Source organism: Pseudomonas macauensis (genome assembly GCF_047902425.1).
Classification (GTDB): domain Bacteria; phylum Pseudomonadota; class Gammaproteobacteria; order Pseudomonadales; family Pseudomonadaceae; genus Pseudomonas.
Genome location: NZ_CP138377.1, coordinates 4,879,477 through 4,902,395, shown reverse-complemented (window position 1 = coordinate 4,902,395; position 22,919 = coordinate 4,879,477). Strand labels below are relative to the sequence as shown.

The following is a 22,919-nucleotide window of genomic DNA, read 5'->3' as shown; positions in this document are numbered from 1 at the left end:
ATATCTTGCATGGAAGTTCCTTTCCTTCAGGCGAGTCCGTTGGAGGTGAAGCATAGGATGGCAGCTGGCCATGGGCCAGGACCGCAGTTTGGAAGTGAGGCAACGCGCACTGTTAGACTGCGGCGCAATCGCACGCAGGCAAGGAAACGCGCCATGACCGCCAGTATCTTCTGGTACGACTACGAAACCACCGGTATCGACCCGCGCCGCGACCGCCCCCTGCAGGTCGCCGGCATCCGCACCGACGAAGCCCTCAACGAGATCGGCCAGTCGCTGAATCTCTACTGCCGTCCCAGCGACGACGTCCTTCCCCATCCGGCGGCCTGCCTGGTCACCGGGATAGTCCCGCAGCGGCTGGAGGAACTTGGCTTGGGCGAAGCCGAGTTCATGACCCGCCTGCATGCCGAGCTGGCGCAGCCGGGCACCTGCGTCGCGGGTTACAACACCCTGCGCTTCGACGATGAAGTGACGCGCTACAGCCTGTATCGAAACTTCTTTGACCCCTACGCCCGCGAATGGCAGGGCGGCAACAGCCGCTGGGACCTGATCGACCTGGTGCGCACCTGCTATGCGTTGCGCCCGGAAGGCATCGTCTGGCCCGAGCAGGACGGCGCCGTCACCCTCAAGCTGGAGCGCCTCACCGCCGCCAATGGCATCGACCATGGCCAGGCCCACGATGCGCTGTCGGACGTGCGGGCGACCATCGCCCTGGCGCGGCTGATCCGTGCCCGTCAGCCCAAGCTCTACGACTATCTCTACCGCCTGCGCAGCAAGCAGGGCGTGCTGGATCAGATCCGTATGCACGAGCCGCTGGTGCACGTGTCCGGGCGCTTCTCCGGGGCACGCCATTATCTGTCGGTGGTCCTGCCGCTGGGCTGGCACCCCCGCAACCGCAATGCGCTGATCGTCTGCGACCTGGCCGCCGATCCAGCGCCGCTGCTGGAGCTGGACGCCGAGACCCTGCGCCAGCGCCTGTACACGCGCCGGGACGAACTCGCCGAAGGCGAGCTGCCGGTCCCGCTGAAACTGTTGCACATCAACCGCTGCCCGGTGGTGGCGCCGCTGAAGGTACTCCGTCCGCAGGATCGCGAACGCATCGGTCTGGATGTGGATGGATGCCTGGCAGTTGCGCAGACATTGGTTCAGGCCAAGGCGGTCTGGCAGGAAAAACTGGCGCCGATCTATTCCGAGGAAAGTTTCGCGACGACCGAGGACCCGGAGCAGCAGTTGTATGACGGATTTATCGGAGACCGGGACCGCCGATTGTGTGAGCAGGTGCGTCAGGCAGATCCTATGCGACTGGCCAAAGAGCAATGGCCGTTCGATGATCCGCGACTTCCAGAACTTCTGTTCCGATACCGGGCGCGTAATTTCCCGGAAACTTTGTCTGCCACCGAACAGCAACAATGGCAGGACTTCTGCCGTTTGCGCCTGAGTGCGCCGGAGTGGGGCGCGCCGAATACTCTGTCGAACTTCGACAGCGCAATGGCCGAGCAGATGAGTAATGCCGGTGCAGCAAACCGCGTGGTGCTTGAAGCCTGGACGAAATATGCACTCGCATTGCGCGGGCGCTATGGCCTCTAGCTGTTGCCAGGCAATAAAAAACGCCAGCGCAAGGCTGGCGTTCTTTATTGCGAGAAGGGCTTAGCCCAGCAGCGTGGCCCAGCCTTCAACGGCCTCGGCGCCCCACTTGGCCTTCCACTCCTTGAGAGTCTTGTGGTTGCCGCCCTTGGTCTCGATGACTTCACCGGTGTGCGGGTTCTTGTATTGCTTGACCTTGCGAGCGCGCTTGGTCACGGTGCTCTTGGCGGCACGCGGCGATTTGCTCAGCTTCGCGTCCGGATCGAGCAGGGCGATGATATCGCGCAGGGATTTGCCGTAGCTGCCCATCAGTGCGCGGAGTTTCTCTTCGAACTCAAGCTCTTTCTTCAGCTTGTCGTCCTGTTCGAGGGATTTCAGGCGCTCTTGAAGTTCCTTGATGGCTTCTTCGGTGGCGCGGTACTCATTGATCAGCGACATGTTGGGTACCTTGTTCTTGAGGTCCAGCGGTGGCGGATAGTTTGTAGCACCCATAATAGTCAGCACAGTTGTTCAAGTAAACTGCGAAGACAACTTTTGTGGGTAATTAGTCAAGTATTTAAGTTATTAGCGCGGTGGATTTAACCGGAAAACTTAGAGCCAGGCCTAATTGGCTCTCGTCGGCCACTCCCGCGCAGTGCTGAACTTTTCCCCTCCAGCCGCTAGAATGGCGGCCTTCGCGATGTATCTGGAGTACACCCATGCGCACTTTTCGACTGGTGATCGCCTGCCCTGACGGGGTCGGCATCGTCGCCAAGGTGAGTAATTTCCTGGCCACTTACAACGGCTGGATCACCGAGGCCAGTCACCATTCCGATAATGACAACGGCTGGTTCTTCATGCGGCATGAAATCCGTGCCGATTCCCTGCCGTTCGACCTCGACGGATTCCGCCAGGCCTTCGCGCCCATCGCGCGCGAGTTCTCCATGGAATGGCGTATCACCGACTCGTCGGTGAAGAAGCGCGTGGTGCTGATGGCCAGTCGCGAGTCGCACTGCCTGGCCGACCTGCTGCACCGCTGGCACAGCGGCGAACTGGACTGCGAGATTCCCTGCGTGATCGCCAACCACGATGACCTGCGCAGCATGGTGGAGTGGCACGGTATTCCGTACTTCCACGTTCCGGTGGACCCGAAGAACAAGCAGCCGGCCTTCGAGCAGGTCTCGCGCCTGATCGACGAGCACCAGGCCGACAACGTGGTGCTGGCGCGCTACATGCAGATCCTGCCGCCGGACCTGTGCCAGAAGTACCGCCACCAGGTGATCAACATCCACCACAGCTTCCTGCCGTCCTTCGTTGGCGCCAAGCCCTACCACCAGGCTTCGCTGCGTGGGGTGAAGCTGATCGGTGCGACCTGCCACTACGTGACCGAGGAGCTGGACGCCGGCCCGATCATCGAGCAGGACGTGGTGCGCATCACCCACCGCGACAACGTCGAGGACCTGGTGCGCCTGGGCAAGGACGTGGAGAAGCTGGTGCTGGCCCGCGGCCTGCGCTACCACCTGGAAGACCGCGTGCTGGTGCACGACAACAAGACCGTGGTGTTCGACTGATTCGCAGTCGGTCGTTCGCTACACTGGGTACTCCGCATGCGCCTGCCGTCGTTTGACGGCAGGCGCTGCGCCCAACCGGAGAGTGCCACGATGAACGATCCGAAGAACCCTGGCACCGCCACCCCGCCGCCCACCCTGGGCGAAGGCTGTACCAGTCGCTACGACCCCGAAGCCTTGAGTGAAGAGGATGGCACCGAGTTTCCCGGCGCCGCCGAACTCTGGGATTCGCTCAAGCCGAAAACGCCGTCCGAAGGCGATAAGCCTGCCGAAGACTGAGTCTCAGCCTTTCTCCCGCAGCCCGATCAACCTGCGCAGCAACGGCCGCCCGGCCAGCAGGGCGAATACCGGCGCGCCCATCACCAGATAGAAGTAGTAGGTCACCACGCGCCAGATCAGGATGGCCGCGGCTGCCGTGGATTTGCCCACCAGCGGGGCGAGCAGCGCGGCGGAGGTCAACTCTGTGCCGCCGGCGCCGCCGGGCAGCAGCGTAGCCAGTCCCGCGGCCAGCGACAGCAGCTGGATGAGGAAGGTCCAGGCCCAGTGCAGGTCCACGCCCATGGCGTACAGGGTGAGGTAGAGCACCGAGAAGCGCAGCGTCCAGTGGCAGCAGGTGAGGGAGAAGATCAGCGCCAGGCGGCGCTTGGGCTGGCGCAGGCTGCTGACCAGGGTGTCGCGGAAGTGCAGGCTCTTGCGCGCCCAGTGCAGGCGCGTACGCGGCTTCATGCCCAGGCGTGCGAACAGGCGTCCAATGGCCTTGATCACCCGGCGCTGGAAGCGCGCCAAGAGCACCACACCGAAGAGAATTCCGCCCAGCAGCGCGCCGCTGGTGATCAGTGAGGTCTCCAGGTTCGGGCTGACGCTGTGCGACAGGGCCCAGACCAGTACCGCCGCCAGCGCGCAGAGGAAGAACATCAGGTCGCTGAGCTGGTCCACGGCGAAGATCGCGCTGCTGTGCGCCGGGCGCATGCCGTGGCGCGACAGCAGGGCCATCAGTGTCAACGGGCCGCCGGTCCCGCCCGGGGTGGCGTAGAAGGCGAACTCCGAGGCCATGATGATGCCAACCGACTGGACCCGGCCGATGTCGCCGGCGCGGCCATTGAGCAGCACCCGCAGTTTCTGGGCGTTGATCAGCCAGCACAGGAGGATCATGCCGAACATGATCAGCAGGCTGTCGAGGGGGAAGGCCAGGACCTGGGTGAGCATCTCCGGGCCGCCCAGGGCCAGGGGAATCAGCGAGGCGCCGACCAGGCCCAGCAACAGCCACCAGCCACGTGTCACGGGCGCGCCTCCGGCAGGGGCGGAGGAGTGGGCAGGATAGGGTGGAGCGGCAAAGTGTGCTGGGTGAGTCGCTGTTTCATGCAGAGTGGACCGTCAGCGGAGGACTGCGTTCGCCGAACTTTCCGTGGGCAGGGCGCCGCCATCGGGCGGCGCCCCTCGCTCACTCGGCGGATTTCTCTGCTGAAGAGACGCCGGCGCCTTCTTCCAGCGCCTTGTTCTCCCAACCGTCTTCGCCCGGCAGGATCAGGTTCAGCAGGATGGCGACGATGGCGCACAGGGCGATGCCCTTCAGGCCGAAGTCGTCCGGGCCGGTGCCGGTGCCGATCAGCACGCCGCCGATGCCGAACACCAGGGTGACCGAGACGATGCACAGGTTGCGCGCCTGGGACAGGTCGACCTTGTGGCGGATCAGGGTGTTCATGCCCACCGAGGCGATGGTGCCGAACAGCAGGCAGAGGATGCCGCCCATCACCGGTACCGGGATGCTCTGCAGGATGGCGCCGAACTTGCCGATGAAGGCCAGGCCGATGGCGAACACTGCCGCCCAGGTCATGATCTTCGGGTTGTAGTTCTTAGTCAGCATCACCGCGCCGGTCACTTCCGCGTAGGTGGTGTTCGGCGGGCCGCCGAACAGGCCGGCGGTGGAGGTGGCGATGCCGTCGCCCAGCAGGGTGCGGTGCAGGCCCGGAGTCTTCAGGTAGTTCTTGCCGGTCACGCCGCCCACGGCGATGACGCCGCCGATGTGCTCGATGGCCGGAGCCAGCGCCACCGGGACGATGAACAGGATGGCCTGCCAGTTGAACTCCGGCGCGGTGAACTTCGGCAGCTCCAGCCAGGGCGCGGCGACGATCTTGGCCACGTCGACCACGCCGAAGGCGAAGGACAGGCCGTAGCCCACCAGCACGCCGGCGATGATCGGCACCAGACGCAGCATGCCCTTGCCGAATACGGCGACGATCAGCGTGGTCACCAGTGCCGGCATGGAGATCAGCATGGCGGTCTTGTAGGGGATCAGTTCGCTGCCGTCACCGGCCTTGCCCATGGCCATATTCGCAGCGATCGGCGCCATGGCCAGGCCGATGGAGATGATCACCGGGCCGATCACCACCGGCGGCAGCAGGCGGTCGATGAAACCGGTGCCCTTGATCTTCACCGCCAGGCCCAGGAAGGTGTAGACGAATCCCGCCGCCACCACGCCGCCCATGGTCGCGGCCAGGCCGAACTGGCCTTTGGCGAGGATGATCGGGGTGATGAAGGCAAAGCTGGAGGCCAGGAACACGGGCACCTGGCGCCCGGTGACGATCTGGAACATCAGGGTGCCGAAGCCGGCGGTGAACAGCGCAACGTTCGGGTCCAGGCCGGTGATCAGCGGCATCAGCACCAGCGCGCCGAAGGCCACGAAGAGCATCTGCGCGCCGGAGATCACCTGGCGCCACAGCGGTTCATTGAATTCATCGGCCATGAATCAGGTGTCCTTCTGCTTGGTGCCGAAGATCTTGTCACCGGCGTCGCCCAGGCCCGGCATGATGTAACCGTGCTCGTTCAGGCACTGGTCGATCGACGCGGTATAGATGAGCACGTCCGGATGCGCATCGTTGACCGCCTTGATGCCTTCGGGCGCGGCCACCAGCACCATGGCGCGGATGTCCTTGCTGCCGGCTTTCTTGAGCAGGTTGATGGTGGCGACCATGGAGCCGCCGGTGGCCAGCATCGGGTCGATGATCAGCGAGCGGCGCTCGGCGATGTCCGGCGCGAGCTTTTCCAGGTAGGTGTGCGCTTCGAGGGTTTCCTCATTGCGCGCGACCCCTACGGCGCTGACCTTGGCGCCCGGAATCAGGCTGAGCACGCCGTCGAGCATGCCGATGCCGGCACGCAGGATCGGCACCACGGTGATCTTCTTGCCGGCGATCTTCTCCACCTGCACGGGGCCGGCCCAGCCTTCGATCTCGTAGTTTTCCAGCGGCAGGTCCTTGGTCGCCTCGTAGGTGAGCAGGGCGCCCACTTCCTGGGCCAGCTCGCGGAAATTCTTGGTACTGATATCGTGACGGCGCATCAGTCCGATCTTGTGGCGGATCAGGGGATGGCGAATCTCGAGTACGGGCATGGGCGGGGTCTCCGGACGGGCTGGCAAAAAAATTGCGGTAGCGTAATGCATCCTAGCTACCTTGGGCCACGATTGTCGGGGACTTTCGTCCGCTGACCCTTGCCCCATGGCACGCTGATAGGTACCTTTGCGCACTTTTTCACGGGAGAACCCCCATGTCCGTCGATCTCGCGCACATTCGCCAAGTCATGGCCGAAGCCGACTGCCTGTACACCAATGCCGAGGTGGAAGCCGCCATCGCCCGCGTGGCCGAGGCCATCAACGGCACCCTGGCCGAGACCAACCCGGTGGTGTTCTGCGTGATGAACGGCGGCCTGATCTTCTCCGGCAAGCTGCTGCCGCTGCTGAACTTCCCACTGGAAGCCTCCTACCTGCATGCGACCCGTTACCGCAACGAGACCACCGGCGGCGAGCTGTTCTGGAAGGCCAAGCCGGAAATCTCCTTCATCGACCGCGACGTGCTGATCATCGACGACATCCTCGACGAAGGTCACACCCTCTCGGCGATCATCGACTTCTGCAAGCACGCCGGCGCCAAGCGCGTGCACACCGCCGTGCTGATCGACAAGGACCATGACCGCAAGGCCCGTCCGGACCTGAAGGCCGACTACGTGGGCCTGTCCTGCGTCGACCGCTACATCTTCGGCTACGGCATGGACTACAAGGGCTACTGGCGCAACGCTGCCGGCATCTTCGCGGTCAAGGGGCTCTGACATGAGCGGGCCGCGTTTTCTCGACAGTGCGCTGTTCGACGAGGTCGCGGCCCGCGCCGCCGCCAGCCCCCGGCGTCGGCAGAACCACAACTTCCACGAGCAGAGCGAGCCCTGCCACCGGCTGCTCAACGCGCTGCAGCCGGACAGCTACATCCCGCCCCATTGCCATCGCCACCCGGACAAGGCCGAAAGCCTGCTGGTGGTGAAGGGCGCGCTGGGTCTGCTGATCTTCTCCGACAGCGGCGAGCTGCTGACTACCCGCGTCCTGCGCGCGGGCGGCGAATGCGTCGGCGCCGACCTGCCGCCGGGCACCTTCCACGCCATCGTGGCGCTGGAGCCGGACAGCATCATGTTCGAAGCCAAGGCCGGCCCCTTCGTGCCGCTGGGCGAGGACGAGCGCGGGCAATGGGCGCCGAGTGAGGGCGAGGCGGACGCCGCGGATTACCTGGCCTGGATGCGCTCCCAGTTTCCCGCCTGAACAGGCTCTTCGGCTTTTCGTAGGAGCGAGCTTGCTCGCGAACATCCCGGCGCCGATGGGAATGTCTGGCGCGAAGCGGTTCGCGAGCAAGCTCGCTCCTACAGATCCCTGATGCATCTATTCACATCGATGTATGCATGGGCAAGCGAGCATTTTTCCCAATGCATGCCCTGCCTATCCTGCGACCCTCACCAAAACCCGCCCCGAGGTTCGCATGTCCCGTCTTCTCTATATCGATGGCCAATGGCAGGCCGCCGACAGCGGCGCCGTACTGCGCCCGATCGCTCCCGCCACCCGTGAAGCGCTGCCGGAAGTCGCCTGTGCCGGCGTGTCCGACATCGAGCGCGCCGTGGCTGCCGCCAAGCGTGCCTTCGCTGACTGGAAGCTGACCAGCGCCGCCCAGCGCGCCGGCTATCTGCGCGCCTTCGCCGAGCAGCTGGAAGCCCGCCGCGAAGCCCTGATCACCCTGCAGATGCAGGCCAGCGGCAAGCCGCGCCTGGAAGCCGAAATCGACATCGGCGACGCCATTGCCACCTTCGCCTACTACGCCGAACTGGCCGACCAGCTGGACGCCCGGCAGAACGCCGAAGTCGCCCTGCCGGACGCCGGCTATCGCTCGCAGACCCGCTTCGAGCCCATCGGCGTGGTCGGCCTGATCGTGCCGTGGAACTTCCCGCTGGTGACCAGCGCCTGGAAGGTCGCACCGGCCCTGGCGGCGGGCTGCACCGTGGTGCTCAAGCCCTCGGAAATCACCCCGCTGATCGAGCTGGTGCTGGGCGAGATCGCCGACGCCATCGGCCTGCCTGCTGGCGTGCTGAACCTGGTGCCGGGCCTGGCCGATGCCGGCGCAGCGCTGTGCAGCCATCCGGGCATCGCCAAGCTGTCCTTCACCGGCAGCAACGTCGTCGGCCGCAAGGTCATGGAAGCCGCCGCCGCGCGCACCCTGCCGGTGGGCCTGGAACTGGGTGGCAAGTCGCCCATCCTGGTGTTCGAGGACTGCGACCTGGACGACGCCGTGCAGTGGATCATCGCCGGCGTCTACTGGAACGCCGGGCAGATGTGCTCCGCCACCTCGCGCCTGCTGGTGCAGGCATCCATCGCCGAGCCGCTGCTGGCCAAGCTGAAGCTGGCGGTGGAAGGCCTGCGCGTCGGCGACTCTCTGCTGGGCGAGACCGACATGGGCCCGATGACCAGCGAAGCGCAGTCCCGCAAGGTGCTCGACTACTTCACCGTGGCCCGCGACGAAGGCCTGGCCTGCCTGACCGGTGGCGAGGCTGGCGAGGGCTGGTTCATCCGCCCGACCGTCTACACCGACGTACCGGCGGACAGCCGCCTGTGGCGCGAGGAAATCTTCGGCCCGGTTCTCTGCGTACGTACCTTCAGTGATGAAGCCGACGCCCTGCGTCAGGCCAACGACAGCGACTTCGCGCTGGCCGCCACCGTGTGCAGCGCCGACCTGGAACGCGCCCAGCGCGTTGCCGAGAACCTGGAGGCCGGCAACGTCTGGCTGAACTCGCCGCAAGTCGTCTTCCCGCAGACCTCCTGGGGGGGCGGCAAGCGCAGCGGTATCGGCCGCGAGCTGGGCCCGTGGGGCCTGTCGTCGTTCTTCGACATCAAGCACATCACCGCGCCGCGCTGATCGGCGTTACGCCGTGTTCCAGGCGCAGGTCTTCCACCAGCGCCTGGAGCGCTTCGTTGTGCCCCGGCTCGTCGCGCACCACCAGGCTATGGGTGATGCCGTAGCCGAGGCTGTCCGGCAGCAGCGCGCGCATCTCACCCTGTTCCACCCAGCGTTCGGCGTAGTGGGTCGGCAGGTAGCCCAGGTGCGTGCCTGCGCGCACCGCGTGGAGCACCGCTTCCATGTGCTGGGTAAACGCCGTGCTGCGCTGCGGGTCGGCCGGCAGTTGCACGTCGGCCACCGCATAGCCGTGCTGAATCCAGTTGCAGCTTTCCAGTTCGGCGGCGTCCTTCACCGGCTTGTCGAACAACGGGTGCTCGCGCCCGCAGAACACCGCCACGCGCTCGTGGTACAGCGGTTCGTAGCGCAGGTTCGGCAGGCGTCGGCTGAAGCAGGCGATGGCCAGGTGCAGGCGGCCACTGAGCACCAGGCGTTCCAGTTCGGTGGACGACTCGATGAGGAAGTGCAGGCGTACGTCCTGGTCGCGGCGGTTGAAGCGCGCCAGGGTCTGGTGAATGCGCGCGCCGGGCAGGGTGGCGACGTTGTCGGCCAGGCCCAGGTGCAGTTCGCCCACCAGGCGCCCGGCCAATGACTGCACCTGGTCGCGGAAGTCGCCGAGCGCGGCGAACAGATTCTGCGTGTAATCCAGCACCCGCTCGCCTTTCTCGGTCAGGCGGAAGCCGCTCTTGCCGCGCTCGCACAGGCGATAGCCCAGGCGCGTTTCCAGGCTGGCGATGTGCGTGCTGATAGTCGACTGGCCCATGCCCAGCTCGCCCTGGGCCGCGGAGAAGCCGCCGCAGCGCACCACGCAGGCGAAGATGCGCAGCAGGCGCAGGTCAAGATCGGAGACGTTGTGCAGCATGATGAGGTAGTGATTGGTCGATGTAAGAGTAGTGTTGCGTTGAAGGCTATCAATGTATCGGCGGGTGTGCCATGTGCGCCTGTCGTGGCGCTTCGGGGCCGTGCTAGAGTGCTTGGCCCTGTCCTGCGGAGGTGATGATGTCCGTTCGCATACCGGGCGCCGCGTTGGTGCTGGCGCTCTGTCTACCCCTCGCGGCCTTCGCCGCGCCGCCGATGCACAGCCAGTTCCTGCCGCCGGACGATGCTGGCCTGCGCCAGGGCGAGCCGGAGCAGCAGCAACTGCTGCAGGTCACCGAATACAGCGTGGTGCTGGGCAACCAGCGCCAGTCCAACCAGCAGCCGATCCCGATCACCACGCCGGCGTTGCTGCGCCTGAAGGGCAAGCCGTTGAACAAGGGCGCGCAGATCAGCCAGGTGGTGATCAGCTTCGATGCCGAAGGCAAGAGCCTGAAGAAGCCGGTCTATGACCACAAGACCCGGGTGCTCAGCCTCTCTTACCCCCAGGCGTCCTATCCGAGGCTGCTCGACCTGCTGCGCAACGGCACTGTCTACGTACAGTTCCTGAGCTACGGCAATGGCCATATCTGGGCCGATCTGCACACCGGGGCGGTGCGCGCGCGTTGAGCCGCGCACGGCGCAGGGTTAAACTGCCCGACCCGTGGTGCCCGGCCTGAGCCGATGCGGGCCGCGATCCCCGAGACAGCCGTAGAGAGAAGCGAGCGATGCGTAAAGACAAGAAGCAGGTGATTGGCGAAGAAATCGGCGACGACGCCATCAAGCTGTTCCTCGACGTGGAACCGGCCGACGACACCCCGGCGTCCCTGCACAAGCTGGTCAAGGCCTATCGCGGCCTGCGCATCGATGACTTCGAGCGCTTCGTCGGCTTCTTCGTCGAGGCCGGCTACGACCTCAACGCCAAGGACGCCAAGGGCCAGGATTTCGTTGCCCTGATCCAGGACCAGCGCCAGGCCGAGCCCTATATCGAGGTGATCAAGGCTGCTCGCGGCTGATTGCATGGACTCGCTGAAAAGCCCGCCTTGTGCGGGTTTTTTCGTTTTGACGGTTCGCGAGAAGGATTGTGGGTCTCCGCTGGCCTACGAAAAGCAAAAAGCAGTTTCCAGAGGACTGTCCGCATGCACCGGAGCGCCCCTTCAGGAGGCCGAGCGGAATCGGAGATTCAGGGGTTGAGCGGCATGGATGCCGCGAGAGCCGCGATGGGCCAGGGATGGCCCTTCGCGGCGAGCCCCTGAAGCTTCGATGGAGCGAGGGAACCCCGGCGAAGCCGGGGCCGGATGATGGGGCAGAGACTTTTGCCTACTTTGCGTCGTTTGGCAAAGTAGGTCGCCCGAGGGGGCGAAACTAGAAGTCGCAGAACACGCCGGAGCGACGCTGAAAACCCAAACAAGAAGAATCGCGGAAAGAGTCCGCTCCTACGGAGGGTGTCACTTTTAGTAGGGCCGAGGGTGTCCGGTCCTTGCTCGCGAACCCATCTCCGATTCCCCGCCTAGACTTCTCCTTACAACGATAACGACAAGGCGAGGACGAAGCCGTGCAAGTACAGCCCTATCTGTTTTTCCATGGACGCGCCGATGAGGCTATTGCCTTCTACCAGCACGCCGTGGGCGCCCAACTCAACATGCTGATGCGCTACGAGGAGGCGCCCGGCCCGTCACCGGTGCCGGACGGTTGGCTGGACAAGGTGATGCACGCCAGCCTGCGAATTGGCGAGACGGACGTCTTCCTGTCCGATGGCCGTGGCGAGCACAACTCCACCTTCAATGGATTCTCCCTGCACCTGACGCTGCGTAGCGTGGTAGCGGCGGAGCAGGCGTTTGCCGCGTTGGCGGAGGAGGGGCGGGTGGAGATGCCGCTGGAGAAAACCTTCTGGGCGCAGCGCTTCGGCATGCTCACCGACCGCTTCGGCGTAGGCTGGATGGTCAGCTGTCATTGACCTCTTACCTGGAACGAAAGCAGAAACGAAAAAGCCCGCCGGAAGGCGGGCTTTTTCATGAGCGCGAGGCTCAGGACGCGGCGACGATCTGCAGACGGTCGGCGGTCATCTGGTTGACTTCGCGGTAGACCTCGGCGTCGGTTTCCAACTGCTTCTCGCGGGCCGGGAAGATCTCCTTGAGCTTCGCGGTCCACTCGGCCGACTTGTAGCGCTCGGGGAAGCAGCGCTCCAGCAGGCCCAGCATGATCGACACGGTCACCGAGGCGCCCGGCGAGGCGCCGAGCAGGGCAGCGATGCTGCCGTCCTGGGCCGCCACCAGTTCGGTGCCGAACTGCAGGATGCCGCCTTTCTTGGAGTCCTTCTTGATGATCTGCACACGCTGGCCGGCGGTTTCCAGACGCCAGTCGGCCGGGTTCAGTTCCGGGTAGAACTTGCGCAGGGCTTCGATGCGCTGGTCCATGGACTGCATGACTTCCTTCACCAGGTAGCGGGTGAGGTCCATGTTGTCGCGGGCCACGGCGAGCATCGGCAGCAGGTTGCTGGTGCGCACCGAGAGCGGCAGGTCGAGGAACGAACCATGGCGCAGGAACTTGGTGGAGAAGCCGGCGTACGGGCCGAACAGCAGGGAAGTCTTGCCGTCGACTACGCGGGTGTCCAGGTGCGGCACGGACATCGGCGGGGCGCCGACTTCGGCCTGGCTGTAGACCTTGGCCTGGTGGTGCTTGACCACTTCCGGGTTGTCGCAACGCAGCCATTGGCCGCTCACCGGGAAGCCGCCGAAGCCCTTGCTTTCCGGGATGCCGGACAGCTGCAGCAGCGGCAGTGCGCCGCCGCCGGCGCCGAGGAAGACGAACTTCGCCTTGACCTTGCGGGCCTCGCCGGTCTGGGTGTTCTTGATGTCCACCAGCCAGCCGTCAGCGCTGCGCTCAAGGCCGACCACTTTCTGGAAGTAGCGGACTGCGCTGCCTTCGCGGCTGGCCAGGTAGCTCAGCAGTTGGTTGGTCAGGGCGCCGAAGTTGACGTCGGTGCCGCTTTCCACGCGGGTCATGGCGACCTGCTCGTCGGCCGGGCGGCCGGGCATGGTCAGCGGGGCCCACTCGGCGATCTTGCCGCGGTCCTCGGTGTATTCCATCGAGGTGAAGGCATGGTGCTGGCTGAGAAGCTCGAAACGCTTCTTCAGGAACGGAATGTCCTTGCCACGCACGAAGCTCATGTGCGGAACAGGGTTGATGAAGTTACGCGGCGAGCCGAAGGCTTCCTTCCCGCTCAGGTAGGCCCAGAATTGCTTGGACACCTCGAACTGGGCGTTGATGTTCACCGCTTTCTTGATGTCGATCGAGCCATCGGCGGCCTGCGGGGTGTAGTTCAGCTCGCAGAGGCCGGCGTGGCCGGTACCGGCGTTGTTCCACGGGTTGGAACTTTCGATGGCCCCGGACTCCTGCAGTTCGACGATCTCAAGCTTGACGCTCGGATCGACTTCCTTGAGCAGGACAGCCAGGGTTGCGCTCATGATGCCGGCGCCTACCAGCAGCACGTCCATCGATTCGTAATCGTTCTGCGCCATTAACGCGTCTCCAGAAAACTATCAGCAGCCAGTTGTGACAGGGGCCTTGCGCTCACTGCGCGTGAAGCCGCCTGTCCGAATTCTTCTCGGGTCGCGTGCGACCCTCCGCGAATGCCTTCGGCCGGGATTGGAGGAGGAGAAAGCTGCACCTTCGCTCGGCAATCCACGGCGGACGATCAGGGCATCCGCAAGTGCATCGGGTGGGCGCTTATGCGCGGCTTCCGGTGCCGAAAAAGCGATTCAGTGCTGCGGGGACAGACGTTAATGGTGCTGCTACCGACGCAAAACTCTTCATTGCTCGCCACACTCTCGTGAAGTAGTGAAAAACCTTCAAATCACGCTCTTTTGGAGGCGTGAAACTCAAAGGGGATCGTCGTTGCGGGCCGGTCCGGTCTCCGTACGGAGGGGGCGGCTGCATCCTTGCCAAGCGTTCTGCGCAACGAACGTAAAGCGCGACGGCCAGTGACCGAGGCGAGTGGCGACTCTCTTTGAGGGGTGGCAGAGGCGAGACACGGTGTGTCGGCATCGTGCGGGGCCCGATCTGGAGGCGTCCTTATAATCGGGGGGCGATTATAACGGCGAAACAGAAAAAAAGCCCTGCACCTTAGACTTTTTTCCTAGGGTATACCCCTTGATTTACGTTTTGCGCCCCGCCTTGGTGCGCCTCGCCCCGGGGCAGGTCAAGACGGCATGTGGCCGCGCCCGTCGGGGAACCCCGGGACGGTGATTCGCGTCCAATGGCCAGGCGCTATCTGCCCGCGCTGACGGCCGGTATACTGCCGGCCATTGCCCAACCCATGGAGAGATGAGCATGCTGCAACGTTTGTTGCTCAGCTTTATCGCTGCTGCCAGCCTGACCCTGACCGGCTGTGCGCTCAGCCCGCAACAACTCAATCCGGACCCGGTATTCAAGGGGCCCATCACCGCCGTTGGCCAGGGCCAGCCGGTGGTGGTCAAGGTCGTCGACGGCCGTCCCAGCACTGCGCTGGGTACCCGAGGTGGCCTGTACTCCGAAACCAGCCAGCTCACCGTGCGCAGCCAGGATGTGATTCCCAAGCTGCAGCTGCAGGCCGAAACCGCCGTGCGCCTGCTGGGCTTCACGCCGTCGCCCAACGCCTACAACGCACCGCAGCTGACCCTGACCCTGGCCGAGCTGAAGTACCAGTCGCCCAAGGAAGGCATGTACGTGACCGAGGCCGACATCAGCGCGACCTTCCGCGTCGACGTGCAGACCAGTGCGCGTCACTACAGCGGCCGCTACGGCGCCGCGCTGAACCAGCGTTTCGGCATGGCGCCCAACGAGGCGACCAACAGCAAGCTGGTCGGCGATGTGCTCAGCGATGCCCTGAACCGCGTGTTCAAGGACCCGAGCATCGGCCAGACGCTGAACCAGCGCTGATCGCCGCACGGACATGAAAAAGCCCGGCCAATGCCGGGCTTTTTCATGGGCGGCTGAATACTGCGATCAGGCGGCCTGGCGGTACGGATCGACCTCGATCGAGCGCATGCGCTCGTCGGTTTCAGGCAGGTCCAGGTGCTCATGGCCGCACGCCTGGGTGTAGACCAGCCAATGGTCGTCCTGGACGTTGAAGGACAGCTCGACGACGACGGCTTCGATTTCTTCCAGGTGTTCGATCAGGTAAGCGTTTTCGTGGGGGATGATTTCGAGCATGGCGAATCTCCTTGGCGAAAGACTTTGATTGGCAGCATTCGTTAAAGCCAACAACGTGCCAGGGCGCGGGAGAGGTCTTAGACCGATTCTCGATAATTCTTACGCTCGTCGTAATTAAGCGTTACGCGCTGGCTGCGGTGACTGGCCTGCGGATAAAATGCGCGACGATTGTTTCCCATCCATGACGGGCGATGCCCGTTCATCCAGTAGACTCACCCCCGGCTTTCCTTCGTGATAACTGGTGTGCAGTCCCGAAGCGGAGGTTGTGATGTCGCTGCAGGCGCTCTGGAATCTGTTCCAGGCCCATCCTGGCCGGGTCCTCAACGATCTGGCGCTGTTCTTCACCCTGGCCGGTGCCTGGCTGCTGCTGGCCACCCGTCGCCGTGAACGCCTGGCCCTGGCTCGTCTGGCCGCTGAAAGCGAAGTGCAGCCGATGCCGCTGGACAGCTTCGAGCCGACACTGCGACTGAACCGCTTCTTCTACCGTTTCGGCTTCGCCTGCATGGCGCTGGCATTGGCGGTCAGCTGGTACAGCACGCGGCTGTGACCGGCCGGAATTGAAAAAGGCGCCCGAGGGCGCCTTTTTTCATGCCTGCTTGAGGCGGTACTGGTTCAGCACCGGGTTGGCGTACTGCAGAATCAGGTACGGACGCTGCTCGGCGGGGCATTCTGTCAGGCGACGCTCCCATTCGGTGCGGGCGCGGCGCAGCTCCTCGTCCTTGAACAGGCTGGCGGCGGTGGGCACCTGCAGCGCCGGATCGCGCAGCGCGGAAGCCTCGTAGGCCAGGTAGTGCACCGGGAACAGCCGATAGTTGCCGAGGATCTGCCGGTCCAGCTCGGCGGCCAGCTGCTTGGTGTCGCCGAACTCCCCGGTGATTTGCTCGCCGAAGTTGATGTGCACCCGGCCCTTGTAGCCGGTGATGCCCTGCACGATGCTGCGGTCGTCCTCGCCCGGCGCCTTCTGGTACTCGCCGGTGGTGGCGCGGGTGAACAGTTCGCGGGCCTTGGCGGCATCGCACGGGTCGTATTCGTAGCTGATCGACACCGGGATCAGGTGCAGTTCGCGGATCACCTCGGCGAACGGCTCGTCCTTGCGGCTCATGTGGAACATCTTGAGGATCGCCGAGTCGGTGCGGTCGTCCCCGTCCTTGGCGCGGCCTTCGGCCTGGGCGATCCAGATCGACTGGCCGTCCTTGCAGATCGAGTGGTTGATGTAGGCCGAGAGCTTTTGGTACGCCGCCAGCTTCTCGCGCCGGCCGGTGATCGAGCGGTGCACGATGAAGCTCTTGTTCAGGCGCATCAGGTCGCTGACGAACGGCTTCTGCAGCAGGTTGTCGCCGATGGCGATGCGCGGCGTCGGCAACTTGGCGTGATAGATCGCGTAGTTGCAGAAGGCCGGGTCCATCACGATGTCGCGGTGGTTGGCGATGAACAGGTAGGCGCAGCCAGGCTTCAGTCGTTCGACGCCGGAATAGGTGACGCCATCGGTGGCGTGCTCGATGGTGCGGTCGACGTAGGGCTCGATCTTGTCCTGCAGCGCGATGACGGTGCGGATGCCGGTGACTTCACGGGCCAGGCGATGAGCTATAAGAGGTCTGAGCAGCCAGCCGAGCGGACCGGACAGACGGGGGAAGCGGTAACGCGCCAGCGCGCCGAGGAAGGCGTCATCGCTCAGCAGGCGTTGCAGGACGGCCGGGACTTCGGCGTCGTTATACGGTCGGATGGCTTCGAACTCGCCCATCATGCTCTCTGATTGAATTTTTTAGGGGTATCACGGGCCGGGCCGCGAAGTAGACAGCTCGGAGGGTTGCCAGGGGACCGCTCGGTCAGACTGGGCACCCTGAAAGACCGCGCGATTATAAACGGAAGTCACGGGGGAACCAGCGATGCTCGAAAGTCAGGCCTATACCTGCCCCTATTGTGGCGAGCCGGCGGAGGCCGTACTCGACCTGTCCGGGGGCGACCAGCGCTACTATGAAGATTGTCCGGTGTGTTGCCGGCCGATCCTGTTCCAGCTCTACACCGACGGTGTGGAGTGGTCCCTGGAAGTCCAGCGCGAGGACGACTGATGCAGCGAATCTACGAACCCGCCGACCTGATCGAGGCCGAACTGCTGGGCGGGATGCTGGCCAACGAGGGCATTTCGTCGCACCTGGGCGGACGCCACCTGCTCGGCGGCATCGGTGAGCTGCCGGGCATGGGCCTTCTGCACCTGTGGGTCGAGGATGAGCATGCCGAGCGCGCGAGGGCGTTGATCGCCGCGTACAATGCCGCGCAACCCCTGCCGGGGCCTGCCGACGACAACGACGCCGGTCCCGGCGTCCTGCTGTGCTGATTGATCGTTTCGAGAGCCCATGACCAGCCGCTATGCCCTGTTCCGCTGGAACCGCGAACTTGCCGAGAGCGCCGGTTTCCCTGCGGACCTGCAGCCGCAATGGAACCTCGCGCCCGGCGCCCGCGTGCTGGCGCTGCGCGAGGAGGGCGGCGCCCGCCATGCCGACCTTGCGCGCTGGGGCCTGACGCCGGCCTGGCTCAAGGACCTGTCGCGCACACCGGCTCATGCCCGTGCCGAAACCATCGCCGAACAGCCGATGTTTCGCGACGCCTTCGCCCAGCGCCGCTGCCTGCTGCCGGCCAACGGCTTCTACGAGTGGCGCGGCGTGCGCAAGCGGCCGCACTGGATTTCCGGCGGCGGGTTGATCTGCTTCGCGGCGGTGTGGGAGGCCTATCCGGTGGAGGGCCACATCTATTACAGCGTGGCGATGGTGACCCAGGCGGCGGGGGACATGCGCCGGCCGCTGATTCTCGATGTGGCCGAGCAGGCGCAGTGGTTGTCGAATGAGACCGATACCGCGCGGTTGCTGGAGCTGCTGCAGCTGCCCCAGGCGCGGTTGCGCGAGCAGGTGCTGGCGAACTTCATCAATGATCCGACCTGCAATGGGCCGGAGTGTCTGACGCCGGCGTGACGCTGATCTGTCCCTGCTCCTGCAGGATCAAGAGCCCCTCTCCCTAACCCTCTCCCGCAAGCGGGAGAGGGGACCGTTCGGTGCAGGATGTAACCCAGGTATCAGCCGGCACGGGCAGCTCCCTCTCCCTTCAGGGAGAGGGCAGGGGAGAGGGAGCCTCCTGCAGCGGGGGTGGTTCGCGAGCAAGCTCGCTCCTACAGGAGCAGGAAGCATCCTGCCGATGTCGCTTACACCTTGAACTGATTCACCAGCCGGCGCTGCTGCTCGGCCAGCTTGGTCAGCTCGGCGCTGGCCTGGGAGGCTTCGTCCGCGCCGCCAGCCACCTGGTTGGCGACCATGCCGATGTTGGTGACGTTGCGGTTGATGTCCTCGGCCACCGCGCTCTGCTCCTCTGCGGCGCTGGCGATCTGGGTGTTCATGTCGTTGATCACCGACACCGCCTGGGTGATCGACTCCAGCGCCTGGGCCGCTTCGCTGGCGTGGCGCACGCTGTCGTCGGTCTTCTCCTGGCTCTGCTGCATCACCTGCACCACTTCGCGGGTGCCGTGCTGCAATTGCTGGATCATCGACTGGATTTCCTCGGTGGCCTGCTGGGTCTTCTGCGCCAGGTTGCGCACCTCGTCGGCGACCACCGCGAAGCCGCGCCCCTGTTCGCCGGCTCGGGCCGCTTCGATGGCGGCGTTGAGCGCCAGCAGGTTGGTCTGCTCAGCGATGCCGCGGATGGCCACCAGGATCGCATTGATGTTCTCGCTGTCGCGGGCCAGGGTCTGGACCACGCCCACCGCGCGGCCGATCTCGCTGGCCAGCGCCTGGATCGCCGCCGAGCTGCTCTCGACGATGCGCTTGCCGTGGTGCGCAGCCTGGTCGGCGTGGTTGGCCGCCTCGGCCGCGTGGGTGGCGTTGCGCGCCACGTCCTGAGCGGTGGCGGTCATCTCGTGGACGGCGGTGGCGACCAGCTCGATTTCCGCCAGCTGCTGCTGCACGCCCTGGTTGGTGCGGATGGCGATGTCCGCGGTGTGCTCGGAGGAGTCGCTGACGCGCTGCACCGAGGTCACCACCTGGCCGATCATGCCCTGCAGCTTGCCAAGGAAGGTGTTGAAGCCCTTGGCGATGGAGCCCAGTTCGTCGGCGCGGTCGCTGGACAGGCGGCGGGTGAGGTCGCCTTCGCCCTGGGCGATGTCATCGAGCATGCCGACCAGCTGGCGCAGCGGGCGGGCAATGCCGTGGCCGACCAGCCAGATCACGGCCAGGCCGATGGCGGCGATGATCAGGCCCACCAGGGTCATGCCCAGGGTATCGCCGTCGCGTTGGGACTTCAGGTCGCTCTGCAGCTTGTGCAGTTCCCCCAGCACCGCCTCCTGCGGCAGCTGCACGGCCAGCGTCCAGCGCACGCCGGTGTCGGCGATGGTGAAGGGCAGGAGCAGCTCGATCTGGCCGCGCTCGGCGTCGAGCTTCGACAGCGGCTGGTCCAGCGTCAGCTTGGAGAGGTTGGCGAGGGTATCGGCGTCCAGCACGGTGGTGGCCGGTTCGCCGAGCTTGCCGGCGTCCTTGGTGTAGGCGACCAGGCGGCCGTTGCCAGAGATCAGCGCCATCTCGCCGGCACCGTTGTAGAGCTGGCCGTCGGCGTTCTTGAGCAGGGTCTGGATGAAATCCAGCGACAGGTCGACGCCTACCGATCCCTTGAACTGGCCGTTAACCAGGATCGGCGCGTTGAAGGACGACATCAGCACCATCTTGCCGCCCATTTCATAGGGCGCCGGGTCGACGATGCAGGGCTGGCGCTTCTCTTTCGGGCACAGGTAGTACTCGCCCTCGCGCACGCCGGTGGGCTGCATCTTCTGGCTTTCCAGGGTGTCGCCCATGGCCTCGACGGTCAGGCCGCCGTCCTTGCGGTACCACCAGGGCATGAAGCGGCCGTCTGCGCCGTAGCCCGGCTTGCCGGCGTGCTCGCTGTCGCTGCCGGCGAAGGCGTTGGGCTCCCAGCCGGCGAAGGCGTCGAGCAGCTTGGGGTTCTGCTCCACGGTCTGGCGCAGCAGGCCGGACATCTCGTCACGGCTGATCTTCAGCAGCGGCGCGCCGCTGGCGTCGACCTTGCCCATCAGCGCGTTGGTGTTGGCCAGGTCCTTGGCGACGGTGAGCGGGTACTCCAGCTCACGCTGGATCTGGCTGACCTGGCCGCGCGCCATGGCCACCAGGCGCTCGTTGATCACCTGTTCGAGCAAGGCCTGGGTACGCTCCTGCACCAGTGCCTGGGTCCGTGACCCTGCGAACAGCGCATACAGCACCAATGCTGCGACCACCGCCAAGACGCTGGCCCCGGCCAGCGCCACCACGGAAAACTGGATCGACTTGAATTTCATACGGGTACCCGATGTCCCAGAGCCTGCGTGTGCCTGGTTATCGGCATGACCGGTCGGTTTCATTAGGCACTGCTTGTAATGGGTTGTAACGCCGTTGTATGCCGCCTGCTGCGGGGTAGTTGCCGGCCATCGGGACGCGGCCTACCATGCGCGCTGTCTTTGGGTGATTGCACAGTTTCAGGAGAGCATATGCCCCGTCTTTTCCGTGTCGCCGGCCTGGCCGCAGCCCTGCTGCTGACCGCTTGCCAGCAGGTGAACACCACCAGCGGGGGCGTCGTCGGCGTCAACCGCCAGCAGACCATGTTCAGCATGCTGTCCAGCTCGCAGGTCGATCAGATGTACGCCCAGTCCTACCAGCAGACCCTCGGCGAGGCGTCCAAGGCTGGCAAGCTGGACGCCAGCAGCAGCGATGCCAAGCGCGTGAAGGCCATCGCCAGCCGGTTGATTCCGCAGACCGGCGCCTTCCGTCCGGACGCCCCGTCCTGGAAGTGGGAAGTCAACGTGATCAAGAGCGACGAGCTCAACGCCAACTGCGGCCCCGGCGGCAAGATCATCGTCTACACCGGGCTGATCGATAAGCTGCAACTGACCGACGACGAACTCGCCGCGGTGATGGGCCACGAAATCGCCCACGCCCTGCGTGAGCACGGCCGTGAAGCCATGTCCCGGGCCTACGCCGAGCAGATGGGCCTGGGTATCGGCGGCGCCTTGCTGGGGCTGGGCCAGGGCAGTGTCGACCTGGCACACCAGGTGGTCGAATACAGCATGACCCTGCCCAACAGCCGGCAGAACGAGAACGAGGCCGACCTGATCGGCCTGGAATTGGCCGCCCGCGCCGGCTATAACCCCAACGCCGCGATGACGTTGTGGCAGAAGATGGGGCAGGCAGGTGGTGGCGAAGCGCCGCCGGAAATCCTCAGCACCCACCCGGCTGACAGCACCCGGATGGCCAACCTGAAAGCCGCCATTCCGAAGGTGATGCCGCTGTACGAGCAAGCCAAGGCTCGCTGATGGCCTGCCAGGAGCGGCGCGTGATCGCGCCGCTGTGCAACGTGAACAGGGAGCGCCCGTGAAAATTGCTGTACTCGGAGCCACTGGGCTCCTGGGCCATCACGCCGCCCGTGCCATCAAGGCAGCGGGACACCAACTGGTGCTGATCCACCGGCCGTCTTCGCAGATTCAACGCCTGGCCTATCTCGAGCCGGAGTGCCGGGTGGCCGAGCTCTTCGATCACCAGGGCATGGCGCGCGCACTGAGCGGCCTGGATGGGGTGATCTTCAGCGCCGGTTACTACCCGGTGCGCCCACGGCGCTGGCAGGAGGAAGTGGCCAGTGCCCTGGACCTGACCAACCATTTCTATGCCGCCTGCCTGCAGGCCAAGGTGCCGCGCATTCTCTACGTCGGCTCCGCCTTCGCCATGCCCTTGCACCCGCAGGGGCTGCCGGGGCACGAGGGGCTGTTCTACGAGGGCCTGCCCACCGGCAAGAGCGCCTACGTCATGTGCAAGTGGGCGCTCGACGAGCAGGCCCGCGAGCAGGCGCGTGGCGGGTTGCCGGTGGTGATCGGGATTCCCGGCATGGTGCTGGGCGAGCTCGACATCGGCCCCACCACCGGACGCCTGATCACCGCCATCGGGCATGACGAGATGCTTCACTACGTGCCGGGCCGGCGCAACGTGATCGACGCCTCCGAGGCCGGACGCGGCCTGCTGCTGGCGCTGGAGCGCGGCCGGGTCGGCGAGCGTTACCTGCTCACCGGGCACAACATCGAGATGGGCGAGCTGACCGCCACCATCGCCCGCCTGCTGGGCAAGCCGGCACCCACGCCGATGCCGCTGCACCGTGCCCGAGCCCTGGCGACCCTGGGACGCTGGCGTTACCGGCTGACCGGCAAGATGCCGCTGCTGGACGACACGGCGATCGAGGTGATGGCCGGCGGGCAGTTCCTCGACGGACGCAAGGCGCGCGAAGAGCTGCGCTTCGAGGCCCAGGTGCCGCTGGAAGAGACGCTGGAACGGGCGATTGCCTGGTTCCACGCCAACGACTATCTGTGACGCCTGTATGTGTAGGAGCGAGCTTGCTCGCGAACTCGCATCGCTGCGGAGTTTGTTCGCGAGCAAGCTCGCTCCTACGAAGAGCACAAATGAAAAAGCCCGGCATTGCC

General features: G+C 65.0%; 25 protein-coding genes. 16 read left to right on the top strand and 9 right to left on the bottom strand.

Going from position 1 to position 22,919, the window contains the following annotated elements; all coding sequences use genetic code 11:
* Positions 1–153 precede the first annotated feature (153 nt).
* The gene (sbcB, locus tag SD196_RS22415; RefSeq protein WP_331319256.1) at positions 154–1,584 is read left to right on the top strand and encodes an exodeoxyribonuclease I; all 1,431 of its coding nucleotides are present in this window, start codon (positions 154–156) and stop codon (positions 1,582–1,584) included.
* Between the two features lie 60 nt (positions 1,585–1,644).
* Here sbcB and mvaT read toward each other — a convergent pair whose 3' ends face one another.
* Positions 1,645–2,019: a histone-like nucleoid-structuring protein MvaT gene (gene mvaT, locus SD196_RS22410; RefSeq protein WP_275608560.1), complete on the bottom strand. Its 375-nt coding sequence runs from the start codon at positions 2,017–2,019 to the stop codon at positions 1,645–1,647.
* Positions 2,020–2,279: 260 nt separating this feature from the next.
* Here mvaT and purU point away from each other — a divergent pair, with 260 nt between their 5' ends.
* Positions 2,280–3,131, top strand: coding sequence for a formyltetrahydrofolate deformylase (purU, locus tag SD196_RS22405; protein WP_207886010.1), 852 nt, complete (start codon positions 2,280–2,282; stop codon positions 3,129–3,131).
* A 90-nt stretch (positions 3,132–3,221) separates the two neighbouring features.
* A complete protein-coding gene (locus SD196_RS22400) occupies positions 3,222–3,407 on the top strand; it encodes a hypothetical protein (RefSeq protein WP_275608559.1) in 186 nt (61 codons plus the stop codon).
* 3 nt (positions 3,408–3,410) lie between these two features.
* Here SD196_RS22400 and SD196_RS22395 read toward each other — a convergent pair whose 3' ends face one another.
* The 3 genes from SD196_RS22395 to upp all read right to left on the bottom strand — a co-directional run bounded on the left by SD196_RS22395 (position 3,411) and on the right by upp (position 6,513).
* Entirely contained in the window at positions 3,411–4,409 is a 999-nt protein-coding gene (locus tag SD196_RS22395) for a lysylphosphatidylglycerol synthase transmembrane domain-containing protein (protein WP_275608558.1), read from the bottom strand.
* Between the two features lie 160 nt (positions 4,410–4,569).
* On the bottom strand, positions 4,570–5,871 hold the full coding sequence (locus tag SD196_RS22390) for a uracil-xanthine permease family protein (protein ID WP_275608557.1): 1,302 nt from the start codon (positions 5,869–5,871) through the stop codon (positions 4,570–4,572).
* 3 nt (positions 5,872–5,874) lie between these two features.
* Positions 5,875–6,513 carry a uracil phosphoribosyltransferase gene (upp, locus tag SD196_RS22385; RefSeq protein ID WP_275608556.1) on the bottom strand — a complete coding sequence of 213 codons (639 nt, stop codon included), beginning with the start codon at positions 6,511–6,513 and terminating at the stop codon, positions 5,875–5,877.
* 155 nt (positions 6,514–6,668) lie between these two features.
* Between upp and SD196_RS22380 the strand changes: the two genes are divergently transcribed.
* The 3 genes from SD196_RS22380 to SD196_RS22370 all read left to right on the top strand — a co-directional run bounded on the left by SD196_RS22380 (position 6,669) and on the right by SD196_RS22370 (position 9,343).
* Positions 6,669–7,226 (top strand): hypoxanthine-guanine phosphoribosyltransferase, encoded by a 558-nt coding sequence (locus SD196_RS22380; protein WP_275608555.1) that lies wholly within the window; start codon positions 6,669–6,671, stop codon positions 7,224–7,226.
* A gap of 1 nt (position 7,227) precedes the next feature.
* Positions 7,228–7,704, top strand: a complete 477-nt coding sequence (locus SD196_RS22375; protein WP_416310682.1) for a WbuC family cupin fold metalloprotein — start codon at positions 7,228–7,230, stop codon at positions 7,702–7,704.
* A gap of 214 nt (positions 7,705–7,918) precedes the next feature.
* Positions 7,919–9,343 carry an aldehyde dehydrogenase family protein gene (locus SD196_RS22370; RefSeq protein WP_416310681.1) on the top strand — a complete coding sequence of 475 codons (1,425 nt, stop codon included), beginning with the start codon at positions 7,919–7,921 and terminating at the stop codon, positions 9,341–9,343.
* On the opposite strand, the gene SD196_RS22365 is transcribed toward SD196_RS22370, so the two are convergent.
* On the bottom strand, positions 9,327–10,244 hold the full coding sequence (locus tag SD196_RS22365) for a LysR family transcriptional regulator (RefSeq protein ID WP_331319252.1): 918 nt from the start codon (positions 10,242–10,244) through the stop codon (positions 9,327–9,329). The two genes, SD196_RS22370 and SD196_RS22365, sit on opposite strands and share 17 nt — an antisense overlap.
* A 137-nt stretch (positions 10,245–10,381) precedes the next feature.
* On the opposite strand from SD196_RS22365, the gene SD196_RS22360 reads away from it, so the two are divergent.
* The 3 genes from SD196_RS22360 to SD196_RS22350 all read left to right on the top strand — a co-directional run bounded on the left by SD196_RS22360 (position 10,382) and on the right by SD196_RS22350 (position 12,194).
* Positions 10,382–10,867 carry a hypothetical protein gene (locus SD196_RS22360; RefSeq protein ID WP_416310680.1) on the top strand — a complete coding sequence of 162 codons (486 nt, stop codon included), beginning with the start codon at positions 10,382–10,384 and terminating at the stop codon, positions 10,865–10,867.
* Positions 10,868–10,965: 98 nt separating this feature from the next.
* Positions 10,966–11,253: a PA4642 family protein gene (locus SD196_RS22355; protein WP_275608550.1), complete on the top strand. Its 288-nt coding sequence runs from the start codon at positions 10,966–10,968 to the stop codon at positions 11,251–11,253.
* Between the two features lie 539 nt (positions 11,254–11,792).
* A complete protein-coding gene (locus SD196_RS22350) occupies positions 11,793–12,194 on the top strand; it encodes a VOC family protein (RefSeq protein WP_275608549.1) in 402 nt (133 codons plus the stop codon).
* Between the two features lie 70 nt (positions 12,195–12,264).
* Here the strand turns inward: SD196_RS22350 and mqo are convergent, their stop codons facing one another.
* The gene (mqo, locus tag SD196_RS22345; protein ID WP_331319250.1) at positions 12,265–13,758 is read right to left on the bottom strand and encodes a malate dehydrogenase (quinone); all 1,494 of its coding nucleotides are present in this window, start codon (positions 13,756–13,758) and stop codon (positions 12,265–12,267) included.
* An 811-nt stretch (positions 13,759–14,569) separates the two neighbouring features.
* On the opposite strand from mqo, the gene SD196_RS22340 reads away from it, so the two are divergent.
* The gene (locus tag SD196_RS22340; protein ID WP_275608547.1) at positions 14,570–15,157 is read left to right on the top strand and encodes a YajG family lipoprotein; all 588 of its coding nucleotides are present in this window, start codon (positions 14,570–14,572) and stop codon (positions 15,155–15,157) included.
* A 66-nt stretch (positions 15,158–15,223) separates the two neighbouring features.
* Here SD196_RS22340 and SD196_RS22335 read toward each other — a convergent pair whose 3' ends face one another.
* Positions 15,224–15,430, bottom strand: a complete 207-nt coding sequence (locus SD196_RS22335; RefSeq protein ID WP_275608546.1) for a hypothetical protein — start codon at positions 15,428–15,430, stop codon at positions 15,224–15,226.
* 268 nt (positions 15,431–15,698) lie between these two features.
* On the opposite strand from SD196_RS22335, the gene SD196_RS22330 reads away from it, so the two are divergent.
* Positions 15,699–15,977, top strand: a complete 279-nt coding sequence (locus SD196_RS22330) for a hypothetical protein (RefSeq protein WP_275608545.1) — start codon at positions 15,699–15,701, stop codon at positions 15,975–15,977.
* Between the two features lie 39 nt (positions 15,978–16,016).
* On the opposite strand, the gene SD196_RS22325 is transcribed toward SD196_RS22330, so the two are convergent.
* Positions 16,017–17,174 (bottom strand): 1-acyl-sn-glycerol-3-phosphate acyltransferase, encoded by a 1,158-nt coding sequence (locus tag SD196_RS22325; RefSeq protein WP_416310679.1) that lies wholly within the window; start codon positions 17,172–17,174, stop codon positions 16,017–16,019.
* Between the two features lie 142 nt (positions 17,175–17,316).
* Here SD196_RS22325 and SD196_RS22320 point away from each other — a divergent pair, with 142 nt between their 5' ends.
* The 3 genes from SD196_RS22320 to SD196_RS22310 are packed head-to-tail and all read left to right on the top strand — an operon-like array spanning position 17,317 to position 18,396.
* The gene (locus SD196_RS22320) at positions 17,317–17,499 is read left to right on the top strand and encodes a CPXCG motif-containing cysteine-rich protein (RefSeq protein ID WP_207885994.1); all 183 of its coding nucleotides are present in this window, start codon (positions 17,317–17,319) and stop codon (positions 17,497–17,499) included.
* On the top strand, positions 17,499–17,765 hold the full coding sequence (locus SD196_RS22315; protein WP_331319249.1) for a DUF2007 domain-containing protein: 267 nt from the start codon (positions 17,499–17,501) through the stop codon (positions 17,763–17,765). The genes SD196_RS22320 and SD196_RS22315 overlap by 1 nt, the downstream gene beginning before the upstream one ends.
* A gap of 19 nt (positions 17,766–17,784) precedes the next feature.
* Positions 17,785–18,396, top strand: a complete 612-nt coding sequence (locus SD196_RS22310) for an SOS response-associated peptidase (RefSeq protein WP_416310678.1) — start codon at positions 17,785–17,787, stop codon at positions 18,394–18,396.
* A gap of 227 nt (positions 18,397–18,623) precedes the next feature.
* Here the strand turns inward: SD196_RS22310 and SD196_RS22305 are convergent, their stop codons facing one another.
* On the bottom strand, positions 18,624–20,756 hold the full coding sequence (locus SD196_RS22305) for a methyl-accepting chemotaxis protein (protein ID WP_416310677.1): 2,133 nt from the start codon (positions 20,754–20,756) through the stop codon (positions 18,624–18,626).
* A gap of 189 nt (positions 20,757–20,945) precedes the next feature.
* On the opposite strand from SD196_RS22305, the gene SD196_RS22300 reads away from it, so the two are divergent.
* Both SD196_RS22300 and SD196_RS22295 read left to right on the top strand, forming a co-directional pair.
* Complete coding sequence (locus SD196_RS22300; protein ID WP_275608539.1) at positions 20,946–21,767, top strand: M48 family metallopeptidase; 822 nt, start codon at positions 20,946–20,948, stop codon at positions 21,765–21,767.
* 34 nt (positions 21,768–21,801) lie between these two features.
* Positions 21,802–22,809: an NAD-dependent epimerase/dehydratase family protein gene (locus SD196_RS22295; RefSeq protein ID WP_275608538.1), complete on the top strand. Its 1,008-nt coding sequence runs from the start codon at positions 21,802–21,804 to the stop codon at positions 22,807–22,809.
* Positions 22,810–22,919: the final 110 nt, after the last annotated feature.